The 25,578-nt window shown below is 64.3% G+C and carries 23 protein-coding genes; 7 read left to right on the top strand and 16 right to left on the bottom strand.

The features are described from left to right. Nucleotides 1-97 precede the first annotated feature (97 nt). From IRZ77_RS22960 to IRZ77_RS22975, 4 genes are all read right to left on the bottom strand, one after another. Nucleotides 98-1,249 (bottom strand): PQQ-dependent sugar dehydrogenase, encoded by a 1,152-nt coding sequence (locus tag IRZ77_RS22960; RefSeq protein WP_046615895.1) that lies wholly within the window; start codon nucleotides 1,247-1,249, stop codon nucleotides 98-100. A gap of 23 nt (nucleotides 1,250-1,272) precedes the next feature. Further along, complete coding sequence (locus IRZ77_RS22965; protein ID WP_046615894.1) at nucleotides 1,273-1,590, bottom strand: hypothetical protein; 318 nt, start codon at nucleotides 1,588-1,590, stop codon at nucleotides 1,273-1,275. Nucleotides 1,591-1,779: 189 nt separating this feature from the next. Then, nucleotides 1,780-2,745, bottom strand: a complete 966-nt coding sequence (speB, locus tag IRZ77_RS22970) for an agmatinase (RefSeq protein WP_046615893.1) — start codon at nucleotides 2,743-2,745, stop codon at nucleotides 1,780-1,782. Nucleotides 2,746-2,770: 25 nt separating this feature from the next. Next, nucleotides 2,771-3,850 carry a polyamine ABC transporter substrate-binding protein gene (locus IRZ77_RS22975; RefSeq protein WP_085601653.1) on the bottom strand — a complete coding sequence of 360 codons (1,080 nt, stop codon included), beginning with the start codon at nucleotides 3,848-3,850 and terminating at the stop codon, nucleotides 2,771-2,773. 102 nt (nucleotides 3,851-3,952) lie between these two features. Here IRZ77_RS22975 and IRZ77_RS22980 point away from each other — a divergent pair, with 102 nt between their 5' ends. Further along, nucleotides 3,953-4,843 carry a LysR family transcriptional regulator gene (locus IRZ77_RS22980; RefSeq protein ID WP_046615891.1) on the top strand — a complete coding sequence of 297 codons (891 nt, stop codon included), beginning with the start codon at nucleotides 3,953-3,955 and terminating at the stop codon, nucleotides 4,841-4,843. Nucleotides 4,844-4,957: 114 nt separating this feature from the next. On the opposite strand, the gene IRZ77_RS22985 is transcribed toward IRZ77_RS22980, so the two are convergent. Both IRZ77_RS22985 and IRZ77_RS22990 read right to left on the bottom strand, forming a co-directional pair. Next, the gene (locus tag IRZ77_RS22985) at nucleotides 4,958-7,384 is read right to left on the bottom strand and encodes a TonB-dependent receptor (protein ID WP_196174491.1); all 2,427 of its coding nucleotides are present in this window, start codon (nucleotides 7,382-7,384) and stop codon (nucleotides 4,958-4,960) included. A gap of 224 nt (nucleotides 7,385-7,608) precedes the next feature. After that, nucleotides 7,609-8,730 carry a sigma-70 family RNA polymerase sigma factor gene (locus IRZ77_RS22990; RefSeq protein ID WP_196174483.1) on the bottom strand — a complete coding sequence of 374 codons (1,122 nt, stop codon included), beginning with the start codon at nucleotides 8,728-8,730 and terminating at the stop codon, nucleotides 7,609-7,611. Between the two features lie 135 nt (nucleotides 8,731-8,865). On the opposite strand from IRZ77_RS22990, the gene IRZ77_RS22995 reads away from it, so the two are divergent. After that, the gene (locus tag IRZ77_RS22995) at nucleotides 8,866-9,348 is read left to right on the top strand and encodes an LEA type 2 family protein (protein ID WP_085601656.1); all 483 of its coding nucleotides are present in this window, start codon (nucleotides 8,866-8,868) and stop codon (nucleotides 9,346-9,348) included. Nucleotides 9,349-9,366: 18 nt separating this feature from the next. On the opposite strand, the gene IRZ77_RS23000 is transcribed toward IRZ77_RS22995, so the two are convergent. Next, the gene (locus IRZ77_RS23000) at nucleotides 9,367-9,630 is read right to left on the bottom strand and encodes a hypothetical protein (RefSeq protein WP_046615887.1); all 264 of its coding nucleotides are present in this window, start codon (nucleotides 9,628-9,630) and stop codon (nucleotides 9,367-9,369) included. Nucleotides 9,631-9,758: 128 nt separating this feature from the next. On the opposite strand from IRZ77_RS23000, the gene IRZ77_RS23005 reads away from it, so the two are divergent. Next, nucleotides 9,759-10,079 carry a DUF883 family protein gene (locus tag IRZ77_RS23005; protein WP_046615886.1) on the top strand — a complete coding sequence of 107 codons (321 nt, stop codon included), beginning with the start codon at nucleotides 9,759-9,761 and terminating at the stop codon, nucleotides 10,077-10,079. A 22-nt stretch (nucleotides 10,080-10,101) separates the two neighbouring features. Here the strand turns inward: IRZ77_RS23005 and miaE are convergent, their stop codons facing one another. Beyond that, nucleotides 10,102-10,719 (bottom strand): tRNA-(ms[2]io[6]A)-hydroxylase, encoded by a 618-nt coding sequence (miaE, locus tag IRZ77_RS23010; RefSeq protein ID WP_046615885.1) that lies wholly within the window; start codon nucleotides 10,717-10,719, stop codon nucleotides 10,102-10,104. A 154-nt stretch (nucleotides 10,720-10,873) separates the two neighbouring features. Between miaE and IRZ77_RS23015 the strand changes: the two genes are divergently transcribed. Further along, nucleotides 10,874-11,737: a universal stress protein gene (locus IRZ77_RS23015; protein ID WP_085601657.1), complete on the top strand. Its 864-nt coding sequence runs from the start codon at nucleotides 10,874-10,876 to the stop codon at nucleotides 11,735-11,737. 165 nt (nucleotides 11,738-11,902) lie between these two features. On the opposite strand, the gene IRZ77_RS23020 is transcribed toward IRZ77_RS23015, so the two are convergent. From IRZ77_RS23020 to IRZ77_RS23045, 6 genes are all read right to left on the bottom strand, one after another. Next, nucleotides 11,903-12,106 carry a formate dehydrogenase subunit delta gene (locus IRZ77_RS23020; protein WP_046615883.1) on the bottom strand — a complete coding sequence of 68 codons (204 nt, stop codon included), beginning with the start codon at nucleotides 12,104-12,106 and terminating at the stop codon, nucleotides 11,903-11,905. Then, entirely contained in the window at nucleotides 12,103-14,985 is a 2,883-nt protein-coding gene (fdhF, locus tag IRZ77_RS23025; RefSeq protein WP_196174484.1) for a formate dehydrogenase subunit alpha, read from the bottom strand. Before fdhF ends, IRZ77_RS23020 begins: the two co-directional genes overlap by 4 nt. Then, on the bottom strand, nucleotides 14,982-16,559 hold the full coding sequence (locus IRZ77_RS23030) for a formate dehydrogenase beta subunit (protein ID WP_196174485.1): 1,578 nt from the start codon (nucleotides 16,557-16,559) through the stop codon (nucleotides 14,982-14,984). The genes fdhF and IRZ77_RS23030 overlap by 4 nt, the downstream gene beginning before the upstream one ends. Beyond that, a complete protein-coding gene (locus tag IRZ77_RS23035) occupies nucleotides 16,553-17,035 on the bottom strand; it encodes a formate dehydrogenase subunit gamma (RefSeq protein WP_196174486.1) in 483 nt (160 codons plus the stop codon). Before IRZ77_RS23035 ends, IRZ77_RS23030 begins: the two co-directional genes overlap by 7 nt. Nucleotides 17,036-17,502: 467 nt before the next feature. After that, a complete protein-coding gene (locus tag IRZ77_RS23040; RefSeq protein ID WP_080958495.1) occupies nucleotides 17,503-18,219 on the bottom strand; it encodes an IclR family transcriptional regulator in 717 nt (238 codons plus the stop codon). A gap of 248 nt (nucleotides 18,220-18,467) precedes the next feature. Next, complete coding sequence (locus tag IRZ77_RS23045; protein WP_108481857.1) at nucleotides 18,468-19,784, bottom strand: OprD family porin; 1,317 nt, start codon at nucleotides 19,782-19,784, stop codon at nucleotides 18,468-18,470. Between the two features lie 233 nt (nucleotides 19,785-20,017). On the opposite strand from IRZ77_RS23045, the gene IRZ77_RS23050 reads away from it, so the two are divergent. Both IRZ77_RS23050 and IRZ77_RS23055 read left to right on the top strand, forming a co-directional pair. After that, nucleotides 20,018-20,938, top strand: coding sequence for an SMP-30/gluconolactonase/LRE family protein (locus tag IRZ77_RS23050; RefSeq protein WP_013971797.1), 921 nt, complete (start codon nucleotides 20,018-20,020; stop codon nucleotides 20,936-20,938). A 48-nt stretch (nucleotides 20,939-20,986) separates the two neighbouring features. Then, a complete protein-coding gene (locus IRZ77_RS23055) occupies nucleotides 20,987-22,321 on the top strand; it encodes an MFS transporter (protein WP_046615878.1) in 1,335 nt (444 codons plus the stop codon). A gap of 4 nt (nucleotides 22,322-22,325) precedes the next feature. Here IRZ77_RS23055 and IRZ77_RS23060 read toward each other — a convergent pair whose 3' ends face one another. Then, entirely contained in the window at nucleotides 22,326-23,552 is a 1,227-nt protein-coding gene (locus IRZ77_RS23060) for an MFS transporter (protein WP_230385100.1), read from the bottom strand. Between the two features lie 87 nt (nucleotides 23,553-23,639). After that, the gene (locus tag IRZ77_RS23065) at nucleotides 23,640-24,317 is read right to left on the bottom strand and encodes an RraA family protein (RefSeq protein WP_013971794.1); all 678 of its coding nucleotides are present in this window, start codon (nucleotides 24,315-24,317) and stop codon (nucleotides 23,640-23,642) included. Nucleotides 24,318-24,553: 236 nt separating this feature from the next. Here IRZ77_RS23065 and IRZ77_RS23070 point away from each other — a divergent pair, with 236 nt between their 5' ends. Further along, complete coding sequence (locus IRZ77_RS23070) at nucleotides 24,554-25,531, top strand: hydroxyacid dehydrogenase (protein WP_085625610.1); 978 nt, start codon at nucleotides 24,554-24,556, stop codon at nucleotides 25,529-25,531. Nucleotides 25,532-25,578 lie beyond the last annotated feature (47 nt).

Consider the following 25,578-nt stretch of genomic DNA (forward strand, 5'->3'; position numbering starts at 1 on the left):
CAGCGGCCCCAGCAATATTCGCCGTGACGCGAAAATCCTGGGGCCGCTCTGCGGCCCTTTCGCGACACAAGGCCGCTCCCACAAGTACTGTACTGTGTCAGGTGCCGTCGCCCAGGCCTACCTTGAGCAACGCGCCGTCCTTGTCATCTGTCAGCACATACAGGTAACCGTCCGGCCCCACCCGTACATCGCGGATACGCGCCTTCAGCTCCCCCAGCAAACGCTCTTCATGCACCACTCTGTCGCCATCCAGCTGCAGGCGGATCAGCTCCTGAGTGGCCAGCGCGCCAATGAACAGGTTATGGTCCCAGGCCTTGAACGTGGGGCTGTCGTAGAATGCCATGCCGCTGATGCCCGGCGACTTCTCCCATACATGGTGCGGGTCGACCATACCCTGCACATGCTTGCCCTCGGCCTCGGGAATCGGCAGCAACGAGTAGTTGATGCCGTGGGTCGCAATCGGCCAGCCATAGTTCTTGCCGGGCTCGGGAATGTTGATCTCGTCACCACCGCGCGGGCCGTGCTCGTGGGTCCACAGCTTGCCGGTCCAGGGGTTGAGTGCGGCGCCTTGCTGGTTGCGGTGGCCGAACGACCAGATCTCCGGCCGCACGTTGTCCTTGCCGACAAAGGGGTTGTCCCTGGGCACTTCGCCGTCCGGCAAGATACGCACGATCTTGCCTTGCAGCTTGTCCAGGTCCTGGGCGGTCGGGCGCTGGTTGTTCTCGCCGAGGGCAATGAACAGGTAGCCGTCGCGGTCGAACACCAGGCGCGAGCCGAAGTGGTTGCCCTCCGACAGCTTGGGCTGCTGGCGGAAGATGACGTTGAAGTTCTCCAGCCGGGCGCGGTCCTGGGACAACTGGCCACGGCCGACCGCCGTACCAGCCTTGCCGTCACTGCCCTCTTCGGCATACGACAGGTAGACGGTGCGGTCCTTGGCGAACTCCGGCGACAGCACCACATCCAGCAGGCCGCCCTGGCCCTCGGCCCAGACCTTGGGCACACCGCTGATCGGCGGCCCGACCTTGCCTTCGGCATTGACCACCCGCAAGTTGCCGGCGCGCTCGGTGACCAGCATGTCCTTGCCGCCAGGCAGGAACGCCAGGGCCCAGGGGTTGCGCAGGCCGTCGGCCACTGTGCTGACGGTCAGGCTGCCTTCTTCACTGCGAAACTGCTGTTCGGCCGCCGCCTGCGCCAGCAGGGGCAGGAGTGCGGCGGCGGTCAAGGTTACCAGCCAGGGTGCTCGAAGCATGCAGGATTCCTTTCGTAGGGCGCTCATGGCGCGCGCGGGTTGCCCCGGGGTGGTCGGGTTGGCTCCAGGTTCGGGGTTTGCTGCTGGCGGCGCAGGTTGTCGCCATTGCCGATGCCTCGGTTGTCCAGGGTGGGCGTGCGCTGGTACGGGTCGGTGGACGGGCCGCGCACGGGTGGTGCAGCCGGCATGCTGCCCTGGCGGCTGTTGGGGTTGGCACGCTGGATCGGGCTGTTGTAGGGGTTGTTGTTGCCGGCGGCGAGTTGCAATGGCGGCGCGGGTGCCGCTTGCGCGGGCAGGCACAGCACCAGGCCGAGGGCCAGGATGGGCAAGGTTGGGGTCATGCTTCACCTCCTGTACGAAAATGCCGCGCCTGGTGGGTTTGATAGCCTAAGGCGCGAAGGGTTCGCGGCAAAAGTGTGAATGCGGGTGGAGATGATTCCTGATGTTTCAGTATGGGCCCATTCGCAGCACAAGGCCGCTTCCTGCAGGAGCAGCCTTGTGCTGCGAATGGGCCGCAAAGCGGCCCCAGGTTACTGCCCCTTGTCCACCTTGTGCCGCGCCGCATACAGGCACAGCATTTCCATCGCCAGCGTGGCCCCGGCCAGCGCGGTGATGTCGGCATGGTCATAGGCCGGCGCCACCTCCACCAGGTCCATACCCACCAGGTTGATGCCGCGCAGCCCGCCGAGGATCTCCAGCGCCTGCACCGTGCTCAGCCCGCCGCACACCGGTGTGCCGGTACCGGGCGCATAGGCCGGGTCGAGGCAGTCGATATCGAAGGTCAGGTACACCGGCCGCTCGCCCACCCGCTGGCGAATGGCCGCGATCACCGCCTCGGTGCCCTGCCGGTGCACCTGGCGGGCGTCGAGGATGGCAAAGCCCTGGCTGTCGTCATTGGTGGTGCGCAGGCCGATCTGCACCGAGCTGGCCGGGTCCACCAGGCCTTCGCGGGCGGCGTGCCAGAACATGGTGCCGTGGTCGATGCGCTGGCCTTCCTCGTCCGGCCAGGTATCGCTGTGCGCATCGAAATGGATCAGCGCCAGCGGGCCATGGCGGTGGGCATGGGCCTTGAGCAGCGGGTAGCTGATGAAGTGGTCGCCACCCAGGGTGAGCATGGCGCAGCCTGCTTGCAGAATATGCGTGGCATGGGCCTCGATGCTGTCTGGGACCGACTGCGGGGTGCCGCTGTCGAAGGCGCAATCGCCATAGTCGATCACCGCCAGGTGGTCGAACGGGTCGAACGCCCAGGGCCAGTGCCGGGCCCAGGCCTGCTGCACCGAGGCGGCGCGGATTGCCCGCGGGCCGAAGCGCGCACCGGGGCGGTTGCTGGTGGCAGTATCGAACGGCACACCACTGACCACCACGTCGACGCCACGCAGGTCGCGGCTGTAGCGGCGGCGAGAGAAACTGGTAATGCCGGCGTAGGTACTTTCCGCAGCGGTACCATACAGGCTGTCGCGGGTCATGGCCTGGTCGTTGTTTGCGGCTTGCTCCACGGTCGGGCTCCTTTGTCGTTATTGGTTACTGGCGGCTGCGGAACGCGGTCCACAGGCGGTTGCGCTGGCGCAGGTCGGCCAGGGCCATGCTGCGGTCGGCATACAGGCGCTGGCGCACCGCGGCCGGCGGGTAGATGTCCGGGTCGTTGCGCACCGCTTCGTCCACCAGCGGCGTGGCCGCCTGGTTGGCGTTGGCGAAGAACAGCGTGTTGGTCAGCGCGGCCACCGACTCGGGCTTGAGCATGAAGGTGATGAACGCCCGCGCGGCCTCGGGGTGCGGGGCATCCTTGGGAATGACCAGGTTGTCCTGCCACACCAGCGTGCCTTCGCGGGGGATGCGGTAGATCAGCTCGAACGGCTTGCCGGCGCGGCGCGCCTGGTCGGCGGCCATCGCCGCATCACCGTTGTAGGTCAGCGCCAGGCACACGCTACCGTTGGCCAGGTCGCTGATCTGCCGGCCATTGGCGACGTAGCTGATCGACGGCTGCAGCTGGCTCAGCAGGTTCTGCGCGGCGGCCAGGTCGCCCTTGTCCTGGCTGTAAGGGTCCTTGCCCAGGTAATTCAGGGCCACGCCGATCACCTCCTGCGGCGAGTCGGGCATGGCGATGCCGCAGTCCTTCAGCCGGCTGGCGTACTCGGGCTTGAACAGCAGGTCGAGGCTGTCCAGCGGCACATCCCCCAGGCGCTGGCGCACCGCCTCCACATTCACCCCCAGGCCCAGGGTGCCCCAGGTGTAGGGCACGGCATGGCGGTTGCCGGGGTCGGCCTCGGCGAGCTTGGCCAGCAGATCCTTGTCGAGGTTGGCATAGCCGGGCATGGCCTGGGGGTCGAGCGGCTGCAGGGCGTTGGCCTTGAGCGCCCGGGCCAGTACCGCCGACGACGGCACCACCACGTCATAGCCGCTGCCACCGGTCAGCAGCTTGGTTTCCAGCACTTCGGTGGTGTCGAAGGTGTCGTAGCGCACCTTGTAGCCGGTTTCCTGCTCGAAGCGCTGGAGGGTTTGCGGGGCGACATAGTCGGCCCAGCTGTAGAGGTTGACGACCTTTTCTTCAGCCTGCAGCGGCAAGGCCAGGACCAGGGACAGCAGGCACAACGATCGACGCATGGCGGACACCTCGGCAAATGGGTGGATGCCGCGAGCATGCCAGCCGGGTTACATTGCAGGAATGGCAAGTTTGCAAAGCTGACATTCATCAGGAGCAATGTAATGCTCGGACAAGTTCACGACCCCGACCTGCAACTGCTGCGGCTGTTCGTCACTGTAGTCGAGGCCGGGGGCTTCAGCGCCGCACAAGGCGTGCTGGGCCTGAGCCAGCCCACCATCAGCCAGCGCATGGCGCAGCTGGAAGCGCGGCTGGGCTACCGCCTGTGCAGCCGCGGCAAGGGTGGCTTTCACCTGACGGAAAAAGGCGCGTTGTTGCTGGACGCCGCCCGTGGGTTGCTGCTGAACATCGAACAGTTTCGCCAGCAGGCCAATGGCGTTGCCGGGCGGCTGCTGGGGACCGTGCGCATAGGCATGGCGGAGAACCAGGACAAGGCGGTAAGCCTGAAGCTGGCAGCGGCCATTGCGGCGTTTCGCAGGCGCGAGGAGGCGGTGCAGCTGGAGCTGATCAGTGCGCCACCGGCAGAGCTGGAGCGGTTGTTGCTGGAACAGCGGCTGGATTACGCCATCAGCTACTTTTCCGGCAACCAGGCAGCCTTCGATTACCAGCCGCTGTTCGAGGAGCGGCAACGGCTGTATTGCGGCAAGGGGCATGTGCTGTTCGGTGAGGCTGGCGTTGGGCGGGAGCGGTTGCTGGCGATGGACCAGGTGCGCCATCCGTACCGGTTGCTCAAGGGCGGCGAGCCGTTCCAGAGCCAGCGCAGCATGGCGGTGGCGGAGCAGATCGAGAGCGTGCTGACGTTCATTCTGTCGGGGCGGCATATTGGCTATCTGCCATGCCATTGCGCGCAGGGGTGGGAGACTGAGGGGATGTTGTGGGCGCTGGACCCTGGGCTGGACTTTGTGGTGCCGTTTACCCTGGCCAGGCACCGGGCGCAGGCGGTTGGCGAGGCACAGCAGGCGTTTGCGCAGGATTTGCTGGCGGCGTTTGCCTGAACCGGCCTCTTCGCGGGCAAACCCGCTCCCACAGGGTTCTCACACAGCCTGAGGGCTGCGCCGTGCCTGTGGGAGCGGGTTTACCCGCGAAGAGGCCAGGACAGACGACACCCATCAGTAAGCCATGCTCCAGGTCAGGGTGTAGGTACGTCCGCGCCCCTGGTAGTCATACAGGTACGCCGGCCCGTAGGTCGGTGAGTAGAACAGCGTCGCACGCTGCCCCCAGACCGTGCTGTACTGCTTGTCCAGCAGGTTCTGGATGCCGGCGCTGAAGGTGCCGAAGCCGGTGTCCTGGCTGCCCAGCAGGTCGAAGGTGGTATAGCCGTCGATCTCGTGGTCGGCATCGTCCTTCAGGCTGAAGGCATGGTTGGCCTGCAGCCGCGCACTGCGGCCATCGCCCTTCCAGCCAACGAAAGCGGTAGCCTTGGACAGCGAGGCATAGCGGGCATCGCGCTTGATCCAGCCGCCATCCGCGTCCTCTTCCTCGGAGCGGGTCAGGTGCAGGGTGCCGCCGGCTTCCCAGCCGGTCTGGAAGTGCCGGGTCAAAGCGCCTTCAAAACCGAAGTCGCGGCTTTTCTGGTCTTCCACATTGATGGTCAGCGTCTGCGAATCGACGTTGATGATCTTGTCCGACCAGATGTAGTACAGCGCCGCCTGGGCATCCCAGTCCAGGTCGGCATAGCGCCAGCCCAGCTCCACCTGGCGGCTCTTGATGCCAGCCAGTGGGTTGTCGGCCACGCTCAGGCCGGGCTTGCCGTAGTACTTGGCCGGGTCGGGCAAGTCGAAGCCTTCGCCGTAGTTGGTCCATACCTGGTGGCCATTCTTGAAGTCGTAGATGGCACCCACGTTGAACAGGTTGACCTGGTAATCGTTGCTGCCACCGGGCACACCCTTGAAGTCGCTGACGTCCACGTCCATCTGCTGGCGCCTGGCGCCGCCGGACAGGGTCAGGTTATCGGTGGCATGCCAGTCCAGCTGGGCGTATACCGACACGCCATCGACCCGGTAGCTGGGGTAGCGTGCGGCCTTGCTTTCCTTTTCCAGCTCCAGGCCACCCGACTCGGACGACGTCTGGGCGTTGAAGGTGGTCTGCTCGGCGTTGAAGCGCTCGCGGTCCAGGTCGACGCCGTAGGTCAGCTTCAGCGCGTCCCACTGCTTGGCGAACAGGCCCTTGAGGCTGGTGACTTCGAAGTTCTGCTGCGAGGCGGCAAAGTACACCCCGCGCGAGCCGGTGGGCGTGGCGCGGTTGTAGTACGGGAACGGGTAGAAGTTGTCGTCTTCCTTGCGGTACGAGGCCTGCAGGTAGAAGTCCTGGCCCAGCACGTCGGTGTGGTGGTAGTTGGCGTTGAGCAGCAGGCGCCGGGTGCGCGGCTCCAGGTCCGACGAGTAGCCGCTGCGCAGCTCGGCGTCTTCCAGGTCGGAGGGGGCGTTGTAGTTCAGGTTGGGGAAGTAGATGCCGGTGCTGCCGTGGTTGCCCGAGTCATAGTACTGAGCCAACAGGTCGAGGCTCTGCTGGTCGTTCAGCTGCATCCCCAAGGTGCCGAGCACGTCGATGGTGCGGTTGTACTGCAGGTCGGTCTGGGTGTTGTCGATGAAGATCTGGTCGCCGGCACCGTCGTAGAAGGCTTCGTTCTGCTCGCCGGAAACCCCCAGCCGGGCATTGAACCGCTCGTTGCCGCCACTGATCGACTGGGCGAAGCGGGTGGCCAGGTCATCGCTGTTGTTGAAGCCGCTGCTGGCACCGAGCTGGGTCTCGAAGCGCGCCGGGCCGGGTTCGCCCTTCTTGGTCACGATGTTGATGATGCCGCCGGTGGCGCCGCCGCCGTAGATGGCACTGGCGCCAGACAGCACTTCGACGCGCTCGACATTGAACGGCGAAATGCTGTCGAACTGGCGCGACAGGCCGCGCGAGCTGTTCTGGCTGACCCCGTCGATCATCACCAGCACGTTGCGCCCGCGCATGTTCTGGCCGTAGTTGGTGCGCCCTTCCGGTGCCAGGTCGAGGCCTGGCACCAGCTTGCCGATGGCTTCCTTCAGGCTGACACCGCTATCGATCTGCTCGCGCAGCTGCTGCTGGTCGACCACCCACACGGTGCCGGGGATTTCGCTGATCGCGGTGCTGGTGCGCGAGGCCACGCTCACCTCGATCGGCTTGAGGTTGACCGCCTGCGGCGCGGCGTCGGCCTTGCGCAGGGTCACCGTGCGGGCGTCGCTGAAGTGCCAGCTTATGCCGCTGCCGGCCAGCAACTGCTGCAGGGCCTGCTCGATGCTGTAGCTACCCTGCAAGGCCGGGCTGGCCTGGCCGGCGACGTCGCCAGTGGTGTACAGCAGGTGCAGGCCGGCCTGGTCGGCGAAGGTGGTCAGGGCCTGGTCCAGCGACTGGGCCGGCAGGTCGAGCTGGACCTGACGGGCCTGGGTCTGGGCCTGTTCGGTGGCGGTCGAGGCAAACGCCTGCAGCGGGCCGACCAGCATGGCCAGGGCACTGCAGGACATCAGGGCATGGTGAAGTGGACCGCGACGGCGGTGCGAAGGCTTGAGCATCAGAGGCACGAATGAGCTTCCTGACAAGTCGTAAATGAGAATGGGTTGCTGATCAGTCCCACTACGACGATCTGGCTGGCAGGAACTTGCAGTGCAAAATAAAAAATTTTCCTGTGCCGGCCTCTTCGCGGCTAAAGCCGCTCCTACAGGATCTCCACAGCCTTCCAGACCTGTGCAGTACCTGTGGGAGCGGCTTCAGCCGCGAAGAGGCCGGCACAGGCGAATCAATGAACCACGGCCAACCACGGCAGGTAGGTCACCTTCAGCCCATAGCGCTGCTCAAGGGTGCGCAACAGGGCCTCTGGCTCATCGAGGTCGAACACCCCGCTGACCTCCATCGCCGCCAGCTTGCTGTCGGACAACACGATCCGCCCATGCCGGTAATGCTCGAGCTCCGCCAGCACCTGGCCCAGCGGCTTGCCGTTGAAGATCAGCTTGCCGCGCTGCCAGGCCATCTGCGTGTCGGCATCGGCCGCTACTGCCAGTTCATGCTCGCCAACCTTGGCTTCGCCCCGCGCCAATACCACGCGGCCATCGCGCCGCACGCTGAAGGTGGCCGCACTCCCCTGCACCTGCTCACCGGCCGTGTCGACCACAAAGGGCCGCGAATCATCGGTGGTCTCGAACAAGGCCTCACCGGCCTCCAGCACCACCCGCCGCTCACGGTCGCTGAACACCACGCTCAGGGCGGAGGCGCTGTTCAACGTAACCCGCGTTCCATCGGCCAGGGTCACCACCTGCCGCTCGCCCACCCCGGTGTGGTAATCCGCCAGCAGCACCGGCGCCTGCTGCCAACCCGCCACAGCAACAGCCAGCACCAGGGCCGCAGCCACGCCCGCCTGTTTGAGCCAGTTGCGGCAATGGCGCAGGGCCTGGCCGATGTACTTCGCCACCATGCTTTCGGAAACCCCCAGGCGCTGCGCGATCTGCGCCTGGGTCAGGCCGTCGACGCGGTTGAGCAACAGCGCCTGGCGGGCATTGGCGGGCAGCTGCTGCAGCGCCTGGTCGAGGATCTGCAGGCGCTCCCGGGCCAGCAAGGCCGCTTCGGGTGCCGGCGCCAGGCAGGCCACCTCACCTGCCCGCTCGCTGTCGTCGTGGCTGGCGGCAATGCGCTGCTCGCGGCGCAAGGCATCGATCGCCAGGTTGCCGGCCACGCGGAAGATGAAACTGCGCGCGTGCAGCACCGGCACTGCCTGCTGGTCGATGTTCACCAGCTTCAGGTAGGTTTCCTGCGCGACGTCGGCAGCGCGCTGGCGGTCGCTCATGCGCCGGGTCAGGAACTGCAGCAGGTCGTCGTAGTGCTCCTGGAAACTTGCCAGCAGGCCCGGCGCGGGAGAGGTCAGCATGGGTTCGGGAACGGCCAGTAGGAGAAGTTATCGGGCGTTAATGAGAAACAGTATCTTTCATATGGGCGGAGACTTTCAACGTCGACGCACATTTGCCACACTGCCCATTCGCTCACTCTGGCAAGGTCGTACCCCATGGCTGCCCGTCTGCACCGCTACGCCCGCCTGTTCCTGGTCCTGCTGCTGGCCTGCGGCCCGGGGGCCTGTGCGCTGTTCCAGGCACGCGACCCGGTCAATATCAGCGTGATCGGTATCGAACCGCTGCCCGGGCAGGAGCTGGAACTGCGCATGGCGGTGAAGATGCGGGTACAAAACCCCAACGAGGCGCCGATCGACTACAACGGCATCGCCCTGAACCTGGAGGTGAACGGCCAGCCGCTGGCTGCCGGGGTCAGCGACCAGCAGGGGCACATCGGCCGTTATGGCGAAGCGGTGGTCGTGGTGCCGGTGAGCATCACGGCGTTTTCCTTCCTGCGCCAGGCCTATGGGCTGGGCCGGGTGGACTCGTTGCAGGGCCTGCCCTATGTGCTGCGCGGCAAACTTGCCGGCGGGCTGCTGGGCACCGTGCGCTTTACCGACGAGGGCAAGCTGGACCTGCCCAAGGGCGCCTACTGGTAAGCGCCCGGCGGGGTGTGATCAGCGGTTGGCGCTGGCTGCGGCCATCAGCTTGTTGACTTCGCTGCGCACCATGCTGGCGTATTCGGGCGGCGACATGCCATCCAGCTCGGCGCGCACCCACTCGGCCCATTTGCCTTTGCGCCGTGGCTTTTCGGCGATCAGCCGCGCGGCTTCGCCCTTGGCCTTGCCCAGGTTGTTCTGCCACAGCTCGAACAGCCGGGCCTTCTCTGCCTCGATCTGCGCCCGTTCCTCGAAGCTCATGTTGGCCAGATTGAAACTCATGAAGGTACCTGCAGGTTTGAAAATGGCCGCTATCTTACACTCAGGACTGCAACAGCCCAAAGCCGCCGCAACTTTCCTGGCGCGCCGGCATCCATTGTTCAAACCATACCATCGACGAGGACGAGTTCATGGCCCGGAAAAACGCCGCGCTGGCCGACAGCGATCAGATCAAGGACCAGGTATTCAGCGAACTGCAGGCGCTGATCGAAGAATCGGAAAAACTGCTGAACGACAGCGCAGCGCTGGTGGGTGACGAGGCGGAAACCCTGCGCGCGCAGGTAAGTCTCAAACTGCGCCAGGCGCGCCAGGCCGCCGACAAGGTGCGCAGCAAGGCGCAACCGGTGGTGGAAGCTACCCAGGACTATATCGGCGGCCACCCGTGGCAGACCGTGGCCATTTCCGCAGGCCTCGGGCTGGTGGTCGGCCTGCTGCTGGGTCGCCGTCACTGACGCCCTGGCCGCCTGGCGCGAATCAGGCGGCCTGCGCCATCGGGATACCGCTGTGGAAGCGCAGCTCCTGGTCAGGTGACTGGATCAGCTCCACCTCCGCAGCCCGCACCAGTTCCACCCGGCGGGCGATGTCTGCCTCGTCGCCGTAGTTGTGCGCCAGTTTCAGGTAACCCTGGTAGTGGCGCGCTTCGCTCTTCAGCAGGCCGTGGTAGAAGCGGCCCAGCTCCTCGTCCAGGTGCGGTACCAGCGCGGCAAAGCGCTCGCAGCTGCGCGCCTCGATGAACGCCCCCACCACCAGCGTATCCACCAGCTTGACCGGCTCGTGGGCGCGCACCAGGCGCCGCAGCCCAGACGCATAACGCCCCGCCGACACCGGACGCAGCGGCACGCCGCGACGCTTCATCAGGCGCAGCACCTGCTCGTGGTGAACCAGTTCCTCGCGGGCCAGGCGCGACATCATGTTGATCAGGTCGAGGTGGGTGCTGTACTTGGCGATCAGGCTCAGGGCGGTACTGGCAGCCTTGAATTCGCAGTTCTTGTGGTCGATCAGCAGGGTTTCCTGGTCGGCGAGCGCCGCTTCGATCCAGGCGTCTGGTGTCGGGCAACCAAGAAAGGCGTCGATTTCGGGGATCAGGGACATGAGCGTGCAACCACAAAGAACGGGCAGGGCCGGCGATTATACCGGCGGCGGCGGGCGGCGCCAGTGACTATGCTTGATGTACATCAAGCGCCAGCGGGGGAAGCGCCGACTATAGTCAGGCATTGGCCGCCACCTTTGAACGGAGTTGAAGCCCATGCAAGCCGTCCGCAGCATCCTCGTCGTCCTCGACCCCGAGCACGCCCACAGCCGGGCCCTGACCCGGGCCAAGCTGATCGCCGGCGTCACCGGCGCGCGCCTGCACCTGCTGATGTGCGACAAAAGGCACGACCACAGCGCGCTGTTGAGCCTGCTGAGCAGCCAGTTGCATGATGACGGGTACGACAACGTCACCCATGAAGAGGCCTGGCGCGACAACCTGCACGACACCATCATCGACGTGCAGCAGGCCGAGGGCTGCGATCTGGTGATCAAGGAACACCGCCCGGACAACCCACTGAAGAAGGCCCTGCTCACACCCAGCGACTGGAAGCTGCTGCGCCAATGCCCGTGTGCGGTGCTGATGGTCAAGAGCGAGCGGCCTTGGACCGGCGGCAAGGTCCTGGCTGCGGTGGATGTGGGCAACCAGGACGAGGACCACCGCCGCCTGCACGCCAGCATCATCGACCATGGCTTCGAGATTGCCAAACTGGCCAAGGGTGAGTTGCACGTCATCACCGCCCATCCGTCGCCGATGCTGTCGGCGTCGGACCCGGTGTACCAGTTGACGGAAACTATCGAGAAGCGTTATCGCGAGGCGTGCAAGGCATTCCAGGCAGAGTACGACATCGGCGAAGACCGCTTGCATGTGGCCGAAGGGCCGGCGGATGTACTGATTCCGCATACCGAGAAGAAGCTCGATGCGGTGGTGACGGTGATCGGCACCGTGTGCCGCACGGGGATTTCCGGGGCGTTGATTGGCAATACCTCGGAGGTGGTGCTGGATGCGCTGGAGGGGGATGTGCTAGTACTCAAGAGCGAGGAAGCAATTGCCCACCAGGCGGAACTGGCCCGCGGTTGAGTTCGATCTGTCAGGACCCTATCGCCGGCAAGCCAGCTCCCACATCAACCGCATTGACCTCAAGCCATGTGCAGTACCTGTGGGAAATTGCCCAGCCCTTGCAGTACCTGTGGGAGCTGGCTTGCCGGCGATGGGCTGCGCAGCAGCCCCTTTCAACACCAAACGCTAGGCCAACGCTTCCCGCACCTTCGGGTCCAGCCCCTCCCCTGCATTGGCCTCGATCCATTGCGCCAGCTGCCGGCGCATCGCCGGCGTCCAGAAGCTCTGCAGATGCTGCCGCACCCCTTGCACCGCCAGCGCCCGGTCTGGCTCGCTGTCGAAGTAATGGGCAATCTGGTTGGCCATCTTGACCAGGTTCTCACTGCTCATCGGCGCACCTCGGCTTTTTCCGCAATACGGCGCTCCTTCAGCAAGCGCCGCTGCTCGTCACTGAAGTCCTGGTAGCGCTTCTGCCACTGCGAAGGCTGGAACACTTTCACCACCTCCACCGCCGTCACCTTGTACTCAGGGCAGTTGGTGGCCCAGTCGGAGTTGTCGGTGGTAATCACGTTGGCCCCCGACTCGGGGAAGTGGAACGTGGTGTATACCACCCCCGGCGCCACCCGGGTACTGACCTTGGCACGCAGCACCGTCTGCCCGGCGCGGCTGCCGATGCCGACCCAGTCACCGTCCTGGATGCCACGGCTTTCGGCGTCGGTCGGGTGGATTTCCAGGCGATCGGCGTCATGCCAGGCGACGTTGCCGGTGCGCCGGGTCTGGGCGCCGACGTTGTACTGGCTGAGGATACGCCCGGTGGTCAGCAGCAGCGGGTAGCGGTTGTTGACCTTCTCCTCGGTGGGCACGTAGCCGGTAAGCATGAAGCGCCCCTTGCCACGTACGAACTGGTCGATGTGCATGGTCGGCGTACCATCGGGCGCTGCATCGTTGCACGGCCACTGCAGGCTGCCATGGCGGTCGATCTCGGCGTAGCTGACGCGGTGGAAGGTGGGCGTCAGGCGGGCGATCTCGTCCATGATCTCGGACGGGTGACGGTAATTCATCGGGTAGCCCAGGGCATTGGCCAGGGCCACGGTCGCTTCCCAGTCGGCCTTGCCGGCCAGCGGCTCCATGACCTTGCGAACCCGCGAAATACGCCGCTCGGCGTTGGTGAAGGTGCCGTCCTTCTCGAGGAACGAGCTGCCCGGCAGGAACACATGGGCGAACTTGGCTGTTTCGTTGAGGAAGATGTCCTGCACCACCACGCACTCCATGGCCAGCAGGGCCGCCGTGACGTGCTGGGTGTTGGGGTCGCTCTGGGCAATGTCCTCGCCCTGGCAGTACAAGGCCTTGAAGCTGCCGTCCAGCGCCGCTTCGAACATGTTGGGGATACGCAGGCCCGGGTCGGGCTGCAGGGTAACGCCCCAGGCGCGCTCGAACTCGGCGCGCACGCCTTCGTTGGAAATGTGCCGGTAGCCGGGCAGTTCGTGGGGGAACGAGCCCATGTCGCACGAGCCCTGCACGTTGTTCTGCCCGCGCAGCGGGTTCACCCCTACCCCCTCACGGCCGATGTTGCCGGTGGCCATGGCCAGGTTGGCGATGCCCATCACCGCGGTACTGCCCTGGCTATGCTCGGTCACGCCCAGGCCATAGTAGATCGCCGCGTTGCCGCCGGTGGCATACAGGCGGGCGGCGGCGCGGATCTGCTCGGCAGGTACGCCACAGACAGGGCCAAGTACTTCGGGGGCATTATCCGCCTGGCTGACGAAGTCGCGCCAGCGGGCGAAATCCGCGGTTTCGCAACGTGCATCGATGAAACGCTGGGCCAGCAGGCCTTCAGTGACAATCACGTGGGCCAGCGCGTTGAGCATGGCCACGTTGGTGCCCGGGCGCAGTTGCAGGTGCAACTCGGCGCGGGCGTGCGGCGAGTCGACCAGGTCGATACGCCGGGGGTCGATCACGATCAGCCGAGCACCCTGGCGCAGACGGCGCTTGAGCTGCGAACCGAATACGGGATGGGCGTCGGTGGGGTTGGCGCCGATCACCAGCACCACGTCGGCCTGCATCACCGAGTCGAAGCTTTGCGTACCGGCCGATTCACCCAAGGTCTGCTTCAGGCCATAGCCGGTGGGCGAATGGCACACCCGCGCGCAGGTGTCGACGTTGTTGTTGCCGAACGCCGTGCGCACCAGTTTCTGCACCAGGTAGGCTTCTTCGTTGGTACAACGGCTGGAAGTGATGCCGCCGATGGAATCGCGACCGTACTTGAGCTGGATGCGGCGGAACTCGCTGGCGGCATAGGTCACCGCCTCGTCCCAGCTGACTTCCTGCCATGGGTCTTCCAGGCGCTTGCGGATCATCGGCCTGGTAATGCGGTCCGGGTGGGTGGCGTAGCCCCAGGCGAAGCGGCCCTTGACGCAGGCGTGGCCGTGGTTGGCGCCGCCGTTCTTGTCCGGGACCATGCGCACCAGCTGGTCGCCCTTCATTTCGGCGCGGAACGAGCAGCCCACGCCGCAATAGGCGCAGGTGGTGATGACCGCACGCTCTGGCTGGCCCAGTTGCACCAGGCTCTTTTCGGTCAGGGTCGCGGTCGGGCAGGCCTGCACGCAGGCACCGCACGACACGCACTCGGAGGCGAGGAAGTTTTCACCACCCGCGGCCGCCACTCGCGATTCGAAGCCGCGCCCGGTGATGGTCAGGGCGAAGGTGCCCTGGATGTCCTCGCAGGCACGCACGCAGCGGCTGCAGACGATGCACTTGCTCGGCTCGTAGTCGAAATACGGGTTGGATACGTCCTTTTTCTCAGCCAGGTGATTGGCGCCATCGTAGCCATAGCGCACTTCCCGCAGGCCCACCTGGCCGGCCACGGTCTGCAGCTCGCAGTTGCCGTTGGCAGAACAGGTCAGGCAGTCCAGCGGGTGGTCGGAGATGTACAGCTCCATCACGTTGCGGCGCAGGCCGGCCAGGCGCGGGGTTTCGGTGTGCACCACCATGCCTTCGCTGACCGGGGTGGTGCAGGAGGCCGGGTAGCCGCGCATGCCTTCGATTTCCACCATGCACATGCGGCACGAGCCGAAGGCTTCGAGGCTGTCGGTGGCGCACAGTTTGGGGATGCTGGTGCCGAGCATGGCCGCGGCACGCATCACCGAAGTACCGGCGGGCACAGTAATGGCACGGCCATCGATGCTCAGGCTGACCTGTACCTCGCTCTCACGGGCCGGGGTGCCGAAGTCGCTGCTTTTATCAGAAGCGGGGTCGAAGAAATTGATCACTGCGCGGCCTCCGTGTGGGTCAGCCCGAAATCGGCGGGGAAGTACTTCAGCGCGCTGGCCACCGGATAAGCGGTCATGCCGCCCATGGCACACAGCGAGCCGTATTGCATGGTGTCGCACAGGTCACGCAACAACAGGGCCTGGTCATGCCGCTCGGTCATGTCGCTGGTGGCGATCAGCCGGTCGACCACTTCCATGCCCCGGGTCGAGCCGATGCGGCACGGGGTGCACTTGCCACAGGACTCCTCGGCACAGAACTGCAAGGCGAAGCGCGCCATGCTGGCCATGTTCAGGGTGTCGTCGGCCACCACCACACCACCATGGCCGAGCATCGCGCCCATGGCGGCGAAGGCTTCATAGTCCAGCGGCGTGTCAAAGTGGCTGGGCGGTACCCAGGCACCGAGCGGCCCCCCCACCTGCGCGGCCTTCAGCGGCCGGCCACTTGCCGTGCCGCCGCCATAGCCTTCCACCAGTTCGCGCAGGGTCAGGCCAAAGGCGCGTTCCACCAGGCCGCCCTGGCGGATGTTGCCGGCCAACTGGAACGGCATGGTGCCCAGCGAACGGCCCATGCCGAAGTCGCGGTAGAACGACGCGCCCTTGGCTATGATGATGGGTACCGAGGCCAGGGTAAGCACGTTGTGCACCAGCGTCGGCAGGCCGAACAGGCCCTGCAGCGCGGGCAGCGGAGGCTTGGCACGGACAATGCCGCGCTTGCCTTCGATGGATTCGAGCAGTGCGGTTTCTTCGCCGCAGATATAGGCGCCGGCGCCGACCCTTACTTCCAGGTCGAAGGCCTGGCCGCTGCCGGCCACGTCGCTGCCGAGGTAGCCGGCGTCACGGGCGATGGCGAAAGCCTGGTCGAGCACGCGGATGGCATCGGGGTATTCCGAGCGCACATAGATGTAGCCCTTGTCGGCACCCACGGCGAGGCCGGCAATGATCATGCCTTCGATCAGCAGGAACGGGTCGCCTTCCATCAGCATGCGGTCGGCGAAGGTACCGGAGTCACCTTCGTCGGCGTTGCACACCACGTACTTCTGGCCTGCTACGGCGTCACGCACGGTGCGCCACTTGATGCCGGCCGGGAACGCCGCACCGCCGCGGCCACGCAGGCCGGAATCGAGCACGGCGGCGACCACCTCGGCACCGTCCAGGGCCACGGCCGCCTCAAGGCCGGCAAAACCACCATGGGCACGGTAGTCGTCCAGCGACAATGGGCGGGTGATGCCGGCGCGGGCGAACAGCAGGCGTTGCTGGGTCTTGAGGTAAGGGATGTCCTCGACCGGCCCCAGAGCCAGTGAATGGCCGCCGGGCTCACCGGGCTCACCGGGCTCACCGGTAAAGGCGTCGAGCAAGGACGGCACGTCGTCCGGGGTGACCGGGCCGAAACCCTGGCGCCCTTGCGCGCTGTCGCATTCCAGCAACGGCTCCAGCCAGTACAGCCCGCGGGAGCTGGTGCGCTGGATGTCCAGCGGCAGCTGGCGGCGCTCGGCCTCCCGCTGCAAGGCATCGGCGACCTGGTCGGCGCCCACGGCACGGGCTACCGAATCGCAGGGGATGTACAGCTTCAGCATGCTGCGTCCTCCCGGCAAGCGTTGACCAGCGCGCGCAGGCGCTCAGGGGTAAGGCGCGCATGCACCTGACCGTCCAGTTCCAGCGCTGGCGAGCAGGCGCAGGCGCCCAGGCAGTACACCGGGCGCAGGCTGATGGCACCATCGGCGCTGGTACCGTGGTCGTCCAGCGCCAGCTGTTCGCGCAGTTGCGCGGCCAGCGCCTCGGCGCCCCGGCTCTGGCACGACTCGGCACGGCACAGGCGCAGGGTGTGGCGCGCCGGTGGCGTGGTGCGGAAATCGTGGTAGAAGCTGATCACCCCATGCACCTCGGCCAGGCTGAGGTTCAGGGCATGGGCAATTTCGGCGACAGCGGCATCGGGGATGTAGCCGATGTCGTGCTGGATGGCATGCAGGATCGGCAACAGCGCGCCGGGGGTATCCTTGTCACGGGCCAGAACGCGGTGGATCACAGGCAGGTGGAGCAATTCATCAGGCATACAGCGGACCTCGGCATCACGGACCCCGCCTGAATTGTTGTGAGGGCAGGTATCCGGCGTGTTCTGCTGCGGCGCGCCGACCACGTCACGGTTGCGTGGTGCCAGCGGCCTCCTTGCCTGCGGCCGCACGTCTGCGCGCGCTGGTCCGAGGCATCCTGCAAGCATGGCACTTGTGGCGCCGGGGGGTTGCGTGCGAACGACCAGGCGCATCCTGAAACCGACGCGGGTTGTTTCCATGCTATCGCTCGCCTGGCGCATCGTTTGCAGGAGCAGCCTTGTGCTGCGAAGAGGCCGATATGGGCAACAGATATGAATTGCCAGCACCGGCCTCTTCGCAGCACAAGGCTGCTCCTACAAATGCCTGCGCGCGGCTTCAAAGCTGCACGGCTTTGTCAATCAGTGCCTGGCCGCCTCGATCAGCCAGGCTGCTCGACAAAGACGCCGCAAGCCGGGCCCATGAGGCGCGCTTACTGGACCGACTCGGCCTCCAATGACGCAGGCTTGAAGCCCAGGCTTCGCATCAGATCACGTGCCGCCTCGAAGAACATCAGCTTGAGGCTTTCGGCATATTCCTCCGTCAAACGGCTTGCTGGTCCTGAAATGACAAGAGCTCCCATCAGTTCCTGCTGCGCTCCGTAGATGGGCAGCGCCATTGAAGCGGCATGCGGGTCGGTGGCTCCCTTCGAGTAGTAGGGTTTCTGCAATGCAATACCGATGTGATACGGCGCGCGCAACGCCTGAGCCCCCGCCGCTTCATCCATCGGCCGCATGTCGCCGGGTTGAAGATTGAGGCGAAGTCGATGGGAAGAGTTAACACGGTACTGGCACATCCGATATGCACCGTGGCGCACATAGAAGGAGGCGGTCTCACCCGACTTTTCAGCCAAATCGTGCAAACGTGGCATCACATGCCTTTCGAGGTCCAGTGCCTCTTGATAGACCGTGTTCAAGCGCATGACTTCACTGGCTAGCTGATAACGCCCGTCAGCCATGCGCGTGATGAAGCCATGGTTTTCCAGGGACACCATCAAGCGCATGATCGTGCTTTTGATGAGGCCGGTACGTTCAACCAGCTGAACCAGGCTCAGCGCAGAGTCGCCTATCTGAAACGCGGTCAGCACGGTCAAAACACGGTCTGCCGATGCCACACCATTTACCGCTGGACGCGGCCGCGCTTTCACCATTTGCAAAACCTCACAGGATCGAAGCCCTCGATTGTACGCAAGGGCGGAAAAACCTCATTATCCGACAACGGTCGGCCACCGCCAACGTAGCATGCGCTGCGCGTGCAAAGTAAAAAAAGCCAGCAGGGCAATATATCTGCGCCTGCTGGCTAGAGGTTGATCGCTGTCGTATGGGGCAAATATCGGCAGACCTGGCAATCAGCGAACCTTACCGCCGATGCGGCCCCTTTCGCTGCGCTGGCCGACGCTCAGAACAGCGGCAGGGTGTAGTTGATGATCAGGCGGTTCTGGTCACCATTGCGTGCTGCCTCGCTGTGCGATTTGCCGTTGCGCCAGGCCACGCCAAGCCCTTTGAACGTGCCGCCCTGGATCACATAGTCCAGCGAGAAGTCTCGCTCCCACTCCGACTGTTCGGCGCCAGCGGCTGCCTGGATGTGGTCGCCTTTCAAATAGATCACCGAAGCCTTCAGCCCAGGTATGCCGTTGGCAGTAAAGTCATAGCCGTACTGGGCAAACCCGGTACGCTCGCCAGCGCGCGTGAAGCTGAGCAGCATCTTGTCCGTCCACAGATACAGGCTGCTGCCACCGGCCCCCTTGTCGATCGACCCCTGGTTGATCTGCACGAAGTTGCTATCGTCGGAAACACGCTGATAACCCAGGGTCAGCGAGTGGCCCCGCAAACGATAGGTGAACGCCGCACTCCACAGGTCGTTGTCGATTTCCCCGTCGCTACCTTTGGTGTATCCACCAACGGTATAGCCCTGGCTACGCCCTGAGCTACTGCCGTTGGCACCGTCCGCCCGGGTGCGGAAATAGCGCAGGTCAGTGGTCAACGAGCTGTCATCGGTCAACGCCAGGGTGTGATTGAGGCCGGTGAACTGCTGCAGATAGTAGTCTTCGAGTTGCCCGGCGTAATACTGCAGCAGCAGCGTTTTGGTGGCGCGGTAGTCGGCACCGACAAAGTTGAAACGATCACTCTCCTGAGTACCGCCGTTTACGGCCATGCCGGTAAGGTCGGTCGAAGCCCGGCCCCTGGCGCGGTTCAACGCCCCGCCGATGAGCATGAGGTTATCGATGTCACCGGACTGCAATTGCACGCCCTGGAAGGTTTGCGGCAGCAACCGGCCATCAGAGGCCACCAGTATCGGCAACCTGGGCATCAGCTGCCCCACGCGCAGCTCGGTCTGGCTCAGCTTCATCTTGGCGGTGGCACCGGCGCTGCTCCAGCGGTCAGCTGCGCCATCGCCATCGGAAGGAATCATGCTACCGCCCTGATGCCGCCCTCTGCCGCTGTCCAGCGTAAGGCCCAGCATGGCCGTGGCGTCCACGCCGAAACCAACCACACCGTCGGTATAACCGGAGCGCAGGTCGAGCAGAAAGCCTTGCGCCCACTCCTCGGTTCTGGAGGGCTGCGCCGTGCCGTCGCGGTTATCGCTGTTGAAGTAGAAATTGCGCATCGACAAGTTCGCGTGGCTGTCACCGATCAGGTCGGCCTGGGCAGACAAGCCTATGACGCTGCCGCCTGCTGCCAAGGCAATGCGGCAGATGGAAGGTAGGGATTTCAAGCAAGAGACTCCAAAGGATCGTTGTTATTATTTTGAAACGGCGTTTCTTTATATGGAGGCAGATTATCGTAGCCTCGTCAACAGTCAGTGCTACACAACCCTGAAAATCAGAAATCTCCGCAAAAACAGCTTCACCCTTCGTCCGATTTTGTTTTATTTTGCAACGCCATTGCATTAAATACATCAAAACAACAATCGGACGCCCAGGCGTCCCCGGCCCTACAGGAGCGCCCATGAGCTTCTTTGCTGCCCCGCCGACCGTGGAGACCACGGTATTCACCCGCCTGCCCGACCGCTTCCGCGACCCGCGCCCGACTGCCTGGGCCAATGCCAACCGCCAGGGCCGTGCCATCGACTCGTTCCTCGAAGGCCCATCATTCGATCGTCAAGGCCGGCTTTACGTGACCGACATTCCCAACGGGCGAATTTTCCGCATCTCGCCGCAGGGCGAATGGGAACTGGTGTGTCAGTACGATGGCTGGCCGAACGGCCTGAAGATTCACCAGGACGGACGCATCTTCATTACCGACTACAAGCGCGGGATCATGCTGCTCGACCCAGATACCGGTGCTATCGAAGCACTGCTGGACTCAGCTGGTTCGGAAGGCTTCAAAGGCGTCAACGACCTGGTGTTCGCACCCAACGGTGACCTGTATTTCACAGACCAAGGCCAGACCGGGCTGCAGGATGCCAGCGGTCGCGTGTACAAGCTCGACGCCAGCGGCAACCTGACCTGCCTGCTTGGCACCATCCCCAGCCCCAATGGCATCGTCTACGACCCGCACCTCAATCATCTGCTGGTAGCAGTGACACGCGCGCAACAGATCTGGCGCATCCCGCTGGGCAACGGCTCGATCATCGGCAAGGTGGGCGTTTTCGCCCAGTTGCACGGCGGCCTGGGCGGGCCCGACGGCCTGGCCCTCGATGCCCAGAGCAACCTGTACATCGCCCATACCGGTTTCGGCTCGGTATGGAAGCTGTCGAAAGTCGCTGAGCCATTGCAGCGCATCGTCTCCTGCGCAGGCATCAGCAACACCAACCTGGCCTTCGGCGGCAATGACGGGCAGACCCTGTACATCACCGAATCCGAAACCGGCAGCATTCTGCAGGTGCGCACCACTGCGCCTGGGCTGCCAATGTATTCCCACAGCTGAACCAGGCCCCCCTGTCAGGGCACACAACAACTACAAAAGAGTGACGACATGACCCACGAAACCCCCGCTGCCCAGGCGCCGCTCAGCGACGCCGAGGGCGAACGCCTGATGCGCCGCGTGCTGTGGCGCCTGGTGCCGTTCATCTTCATCTGCTACGTGATCAGCTACCTCGACCGCACCAATGTCGGCTTCGCCGCCATCAGCATGAACCAGGACCTGGGCCTTACCGCGACGATGTTCGGCTGGGCAGCCGGCCTGTTCTTCTTCGGCTACTTCATGTTCGAGATCCCCAGCAACCTGCTGATGCAGCGCTTCGGCGCACGGGTGTGGATTGCGCGAATCATGATCACCTGGGGGCTGATCTCCATGGCCACCGCCTTCGCCACCGGGCCAATCAGTTTCAGCATTGCGCGCTTTTTGCTGGGGCTTGCCGAAGCGGGCTTCACGCCCGGCGTATACCTGTACTTCACCTACTGGTTCCCCGGCAAATGGCGGGCGAAAGCCACTGCCGCCTTCCTGCTGGGCATTCCTGCGGCCAACATCATCGGCTCGCCCCTGTCCGGCTGGCTGATGGAACAGCACGGCGTCTTGGGCCTGAAGAACTGGCAACTGCTGCTGGTCACCGAGTCGATGCCGGCCGTGCTGCTTGGCATCGCTTGCCTCTTCGTGCTGGTCGATACCCCGGCCAAGGCAAAATGGCTCAACCCGCGAGAGAAAGCCTGGCTTGACCAGCGCCTGTCCCAAGAACAACAGGCCATCGGTGCGTCTCATGGCAATACGCTGCGCGCAGCCTTGACCAACCCCAAGGTGTTCACCCTGGCGGCCATCAACTTTTGCTGCATCGTCGGCTCGATTGGCATAGGCATGTGGCTGCCACAGATCATCAAAGGCCTGGGCATCGATAGCGGCGTGGTCGGCCTGGTGGTCGCCCTGCCCTACCTGCTCGGGGCACTGGCGATGACGATGTGGGCACGGCTGGCCAACCGTAGCCGTCACCGCCTGCCCTATGTGGTCAGCGCATTGGCCTTGGCCGCCGTGGCCCTGGTGGCCGCCGCCCTGCTTGACCAGCCGGTGTTGAAGATCGCCAGCCTGTGCGTGGCGGTGGCGAGCATCCTGTCATTCCAGGCCACGTTCTGGGCGATACCTTCGACCTTCCTGACTGGTCGTGCCGCCGCTGGCGGCCTGGCGATGATCGTCTCGATCGGCAACCTGGGCGGCTTCACAGGCCCGTTCCTGATCGGCCTGATCAAGGACGCCACTCATAGCTTCAGCATGCCGTTCTTTGCCGTTGCATCGATCCTGCTGGTCGGCACCTGCCTGATGCTTTGGCTGGGCGACCCCGCCAAGCAGCAGACGCCTCACGGCCAAGGCCAGACAATCTGACCGCTCAGCTGCGACGACGCATGCCGTATTGACCCAACAGCCCGATCACCAGGCACCCTCCGGCGACCCCCAAGGTCGCCGGCGCTCCCCAGCGGGCCGCGATCAGCCCCGCCGCCATGCCGCCCAAAGCTTCGAAGCCGAAGCGCATGGCAATATAGAAAGCGATCACCCGGCCACGCAAATGGCTGGGTGCGCCACTTTGCAGCTGCATGTTGGTACTGACATTGCTCAGGGTGATGCCGAAACCCAGAACACCCAGCGCCAGCAGCGCCAGTGGCAGCGCACCCGCCATCCACAAACCGATCAGCGCAACCGCGCATAGCAGCGCTCCAGCATCGGTGAACTGGCGCAGGCGAGGCAATGCACCGCCAACCGCCAGCACCAGCGTGGCCACGAACGCGCCCGCGCCTGCCGCCCCCCACAACCATCCAAGCACTCGCGCATCGCCAGCGAACACGGCCCTGGCCAGGATCGGCAGCAGTGCCGCGTAGCAGGATGCCAACAAGTTGACCATGATCACGTTGACCAGCAACTGGCGAACGTTGCGCGTTTGCCACAGATACAACAACCCTTCGCGAAACACTTGCGCGGTTGAGCCACTGGCCTTTGGGCCGGCAGTACCGCGCACTTTCAGCAAGCCACCCAGCAAGGCCATGAAAGCCACGGCAGTAAGGGCGAAGCAGGCCGCCTCGCCGGCCAGGGCAATGAGCCCACCGGCCAATGGCGGGCCGACGAACCGTGCGGCATTGATCAACATGGCATTGAGCACCAGCGCGTTCGGCAGGTCGGCCGGGTCGTCGACAAAACTGCCGATCAGCGCTTGGCGCAGAGGGGTTTCCAAGGCATTGAGCAAGCCAAGCAGCAATGCCATGGCAGCAATGAACGGACCATCGATCCAGTTGCGCCAGGTTGCAAGCGCCAGCACGAGCGACTGCGCGATCAGGATAAGCTGCACGATGATCAGCAACCGGCGCTTGTCATGCCGATCGATCCACGCTCCTGCCAACGGGCCGATGAGCAATTGCGGCGCGAGCGAAAGGAAGGTGATCAGCCCCAGCAGTACGGCAGAACCGGTCAGATGATAGGCCAGCCAGGCCAATGCAACCTGCTGAACCCACTTGCCCAGAGTGGAAACACCCTGGCCGGCGAAATAGATCTGAAAGTTGCGATGAGCGAGCGCCCGCACAGCGGCGGGCCAACGTTTGCGATGCGGTGACGATGAATCGGACAAGTCTGCGAATCCTCAATAGAACCCGCGACCGACACCGACCCAACAGCCGCTGCACACCCCATCGCAAGGTGCGCAGCGCATGCTGGATCAGCCTGGCAGCAGGCAGCCTTTCTTCTTCAAGGACTCCAGGACCCAGGAACGGTCGTTGGTGCCTTGGGCAATGTGTTCCATCTGTGCGGTTTCGGCAGTGTGCTTGGCGGTGGCGCGAGCATAGACCTCGGCGACGTGGTCGTAAGGCACGCACAGCAGGCCATCGTCATCACCGATCACCAGGTCGCCTGGCTCGATCACCATACCATCAATGGCAATCGGCACGTTGATCTCGCCCGGGCCGTCCTTGTATGGGCCACGGTGCGAAACGCCAGCAGCGAACAACGGGAAGTCACCCGCACCGATGTTGGCTGCATCGCGAATGGCGCCGTTGATGACGATACCGGCCAAGCCACGCTTGACCGCGTAAGCCACCATCATTTCACCGATCAGGGCGTTGGTCAGATCGCCACCGGCATCGACCACGATCACATCGCCCGGCTGAGCGATATCGATCGCGTAATGCAGCATGAGGTTGTCACCTGGGCGCGCCTTGACTGTCAAGGCCGGGCCACACAGCACACCTTCGCGATGCATGGGGCGCAGGCGGGCACCACCTGCAGTCATCCGGTTCATCGAATCGCTGACGTTGGCAACCGGAACCTCACGATAACGTGCAACCCACTCATCACCGACTTTACGTGCGCGCTCAAGCACTTGGAAGCCAATGCTCATGTGACATACCTCTCTTGGTGTTATTCGATGTCATCGGCCGCTGCCGAATCTGTTTTTTAGAATGTCATTTCATTAAAGTCGTGGCAATTGGTTTTTGTCGGCTTTTTTTGCCAGGCATCGGCGACTACATGAATTTTCTTGCAACAGCGTTTCATTATGATAGGGTTTACCCCATTGCCGCACATGAGCGGCAGACTGCGCCCGAACCGCTCCCAGACAAGAACAAGGTATCCCCGATGTCCCGTACCATTCTGCTGACCGGCCCTGAGCTTGCTGCCGAGGCCATGAACCTTGCCGCCGAACAGGGCGTCAGAATCGTCCCCACTACGCCCTACCTGCCCGCCGAAGAACTGGAAGCGATCATTCGCGCTGAACAGCCCGATGCCATCGTGGTCCGCCAAGGCAAACTGACCCGCGCCATGATCGACGCTTCAGCCAACCTGAAAGTGATCGCCAAGCACGGCGTGGGCTACAACACCATCGATCTGCAGGCCGCCGCCGACCGCAGCATCCCGGTATCGATCGCCCTGGGCGCCAATGCCCAGTCGGTGGCCGAGCTGGCCTTCGCGTTGATGTTCAGCGTGGCACGTCAAACCGCGCTGCTGGATGCGCGCATGCGTGACGGGCATTGGGACAAATCCTCGGCCAACGGCATGGAGCTGTCGGGCAAAACCCTGGGGCTTATCGGTCTGGGCTCGATCGGCAGCATCCTCATGGACCTGGTGGCGCCACTGCGCATGAAGGTCAAGGTGTTCGACCCCTACCTCAAGCAACTGCCGGAGCGCCCGCACGTCGAGCGCGAAGAGGATTTCGATCGCCTGCTGGCTGAAAGCGATATCATCAGCCTGCACTGCCCGCTGACCGAGACCAACCACAACCTGATTGGCGCTGCCCAGCTCGAGCGCATGCGCCCTGGCGCCATCCTGATCAACACTGCCCGTGGTGAGCTGATCGACACCAACGCCCTGGTAAAAGCGCTCAGCGAACGCCGCATCGCCGGCGCCGGCCTGGATACCTTCAGCCCCGAGCCGCCGCCTGCCGACAGCCCGCTGTGGGGCCTGCCGACACTGGTCGCCACGCCGCATGTCGGTGCCAACACCACCGAGGCCCGCGAACGGGTAGGCCTGGTAGCGCTGAAGCAGGTCCTCGATGTATGGGCGGGCAATGCTCTGGATCCGCGTTGCGTGGTCAACCGCCACCTCTTCGCCAGCTGATCGCACCCCTCGCGTGCCTCTCGTGAGCGGGGCACGTTCACACGCGT

It is taken from the genome of Pseudomonas pudica (assembly GCF_015680405.1).
Taxonomy (GTDB): Bacteria; Pseudomonadota; Gammaproteobacteria; order Pseudomonadales; family Pseudomonadaceae; genus Aquipseudomonas; species Aquipseudomonas pudica.

Excerpts from the sequence above, each read along its gene's own strand:
- IRZ77_RS22960 (WP_046615895.1), bottom strand. The coding sequence starts at position 1,249 with ATGCTTCGAGCACCCTGGCTGGTAACCTTGACCGCCGCCGCACTCCTG.
- IRZ77_RS22965 (WP_046615894.1), bottom strand. The coding sequence starts at position 1,590 with ATGACCCCAACCTTGCCCATCCTGGCCCTCGGCCTGGTGCTGTGCCTG.
- IRZ77_RS22975 (WP_085601653.1), bottom strand. The coding sequence starts at position 3,850 with ATGCGTCGATCGTTGTGCCTGCTGTCCCTGGTCCTGGCCTTGCCGCTG.
- IRZ77_RS22980 (WP_046615891.1), top strand. The coding sequence starts at position 3,953 with ATGCTCGGACAAGTTCACGACCCCGACCTGCAACTGCTGCGGCTGTTC.
- IRZ77_RS22985 (WP_196174491.1), bottom strand. The coding sequence starts at position 7,384 with ATGCTCAAGCCTTCGCACCGCCGTCGCGGTCCACTTCACCATGCCCTG.
- IRZ77_RS22990 (WP_196174483.1), bottom strand. The coding sequence starts at position 8,730 with ATGCTGACCTCTCCCGCGCCGGGCCTGCTGGCAAGTTTCCAGGAGCAC.
- IRZ77_RS22995 (WP_085601656.1), top strand. The coding sequence starts at position 8,866 with ATGGCTGCCCGTCTGCACCGCTACGCCCGCCTGTTCCTGGTCCTGCTG.
- IRZ77_RS23000 (WP_046615887.1), bottom strand. The coding sequence starts at position 9,630 with ATGAGTTTCAATCTGGCCAACATGAGCTTCGAGGAACGGGCGCAGATC.
- IRZ77_RS23005 (WP_046615886.1), top strand. The coding sequence starts at position 9,759 with ATGGCCCGGAAAAACGCCGCGCTGGCCGACAGCGATCAGATCAAGGAC.
- miaE (WP_046615885.1), bottom strand. The coding sequence starts at position 10,719 with ATGTCCCTGATCCCCGAAATCGACGCCTTTCTTGGTTGCCCGACACCA.
- IRZ77_RS23015 (WP_085601657.1), top strand. The coding sequence starts at position 10,874 with ATGCAAGCCGTCCGCAGCATCCTCGTCGTCCTCGACCCCGAGCACGCC.
- IRZ77_RS23020 (WP_046615883.1), bottom strand. The coding sequence starts at position 12,106 with ATGAGCAGTGAGAACCTGGTCAAGATGGCCAACCAGATTGCCCATTAC.
- IRZ77_RS23030 (WP_196174485.1), bottom strand. The coding sequence starts at position 16,559 with ATGCTGAAGCTGTACATCCCCTGCGATTCGGTAGCCCGTGCCGTGGGC.
- IRZ77_RS23035 (WP_196174486.1), bottom strand. The coding sequence starts at position 17,035 with ATGCCTGATGAATTGCTCCACCTGCCTGTGATCCACCGCGTTCTGGCC.
- IRZ77_RS23040 (WP_080958495.1), bottom strand. The coding sequence starts at position 18,219 with ATGGTGAAAGCGCGGCCGCGTCCAGCGGTAAATGGTGTGGCATCGGCA.
- IRZ77_RS23050 (WP_013971797.1), top strand. The coding sequence starts at position 20,018 with ATGAGCTTCTTTGCTGCCCCGCCGACCGTGGAGACCACGGTATTCACC.
- IRZ77_RS23055 (WP_046615878.1), top strand. The coding sequence starts at position 20,987 with ATGACCCACGAAACCCCCGCTGCCCAGGCGCCGCTCAGCGACGCCGAG.
- IRZ77_RS23065 (WP_013971794.1), bottom strand. The coding sequence starts at position 24,317 with ATGAGCATTGGCTTCCAAGTGCTTGAGCGCGCACGTAAAGTCGGTGAT.
- IRZ77_RS23070 (WP_085625610.1), top strand. The coding sequence starts at position 24,554 with ATGTCCCGTACCATTCTGCTGACCGGCCCTGAGCTTGCTGCCGAGGCC.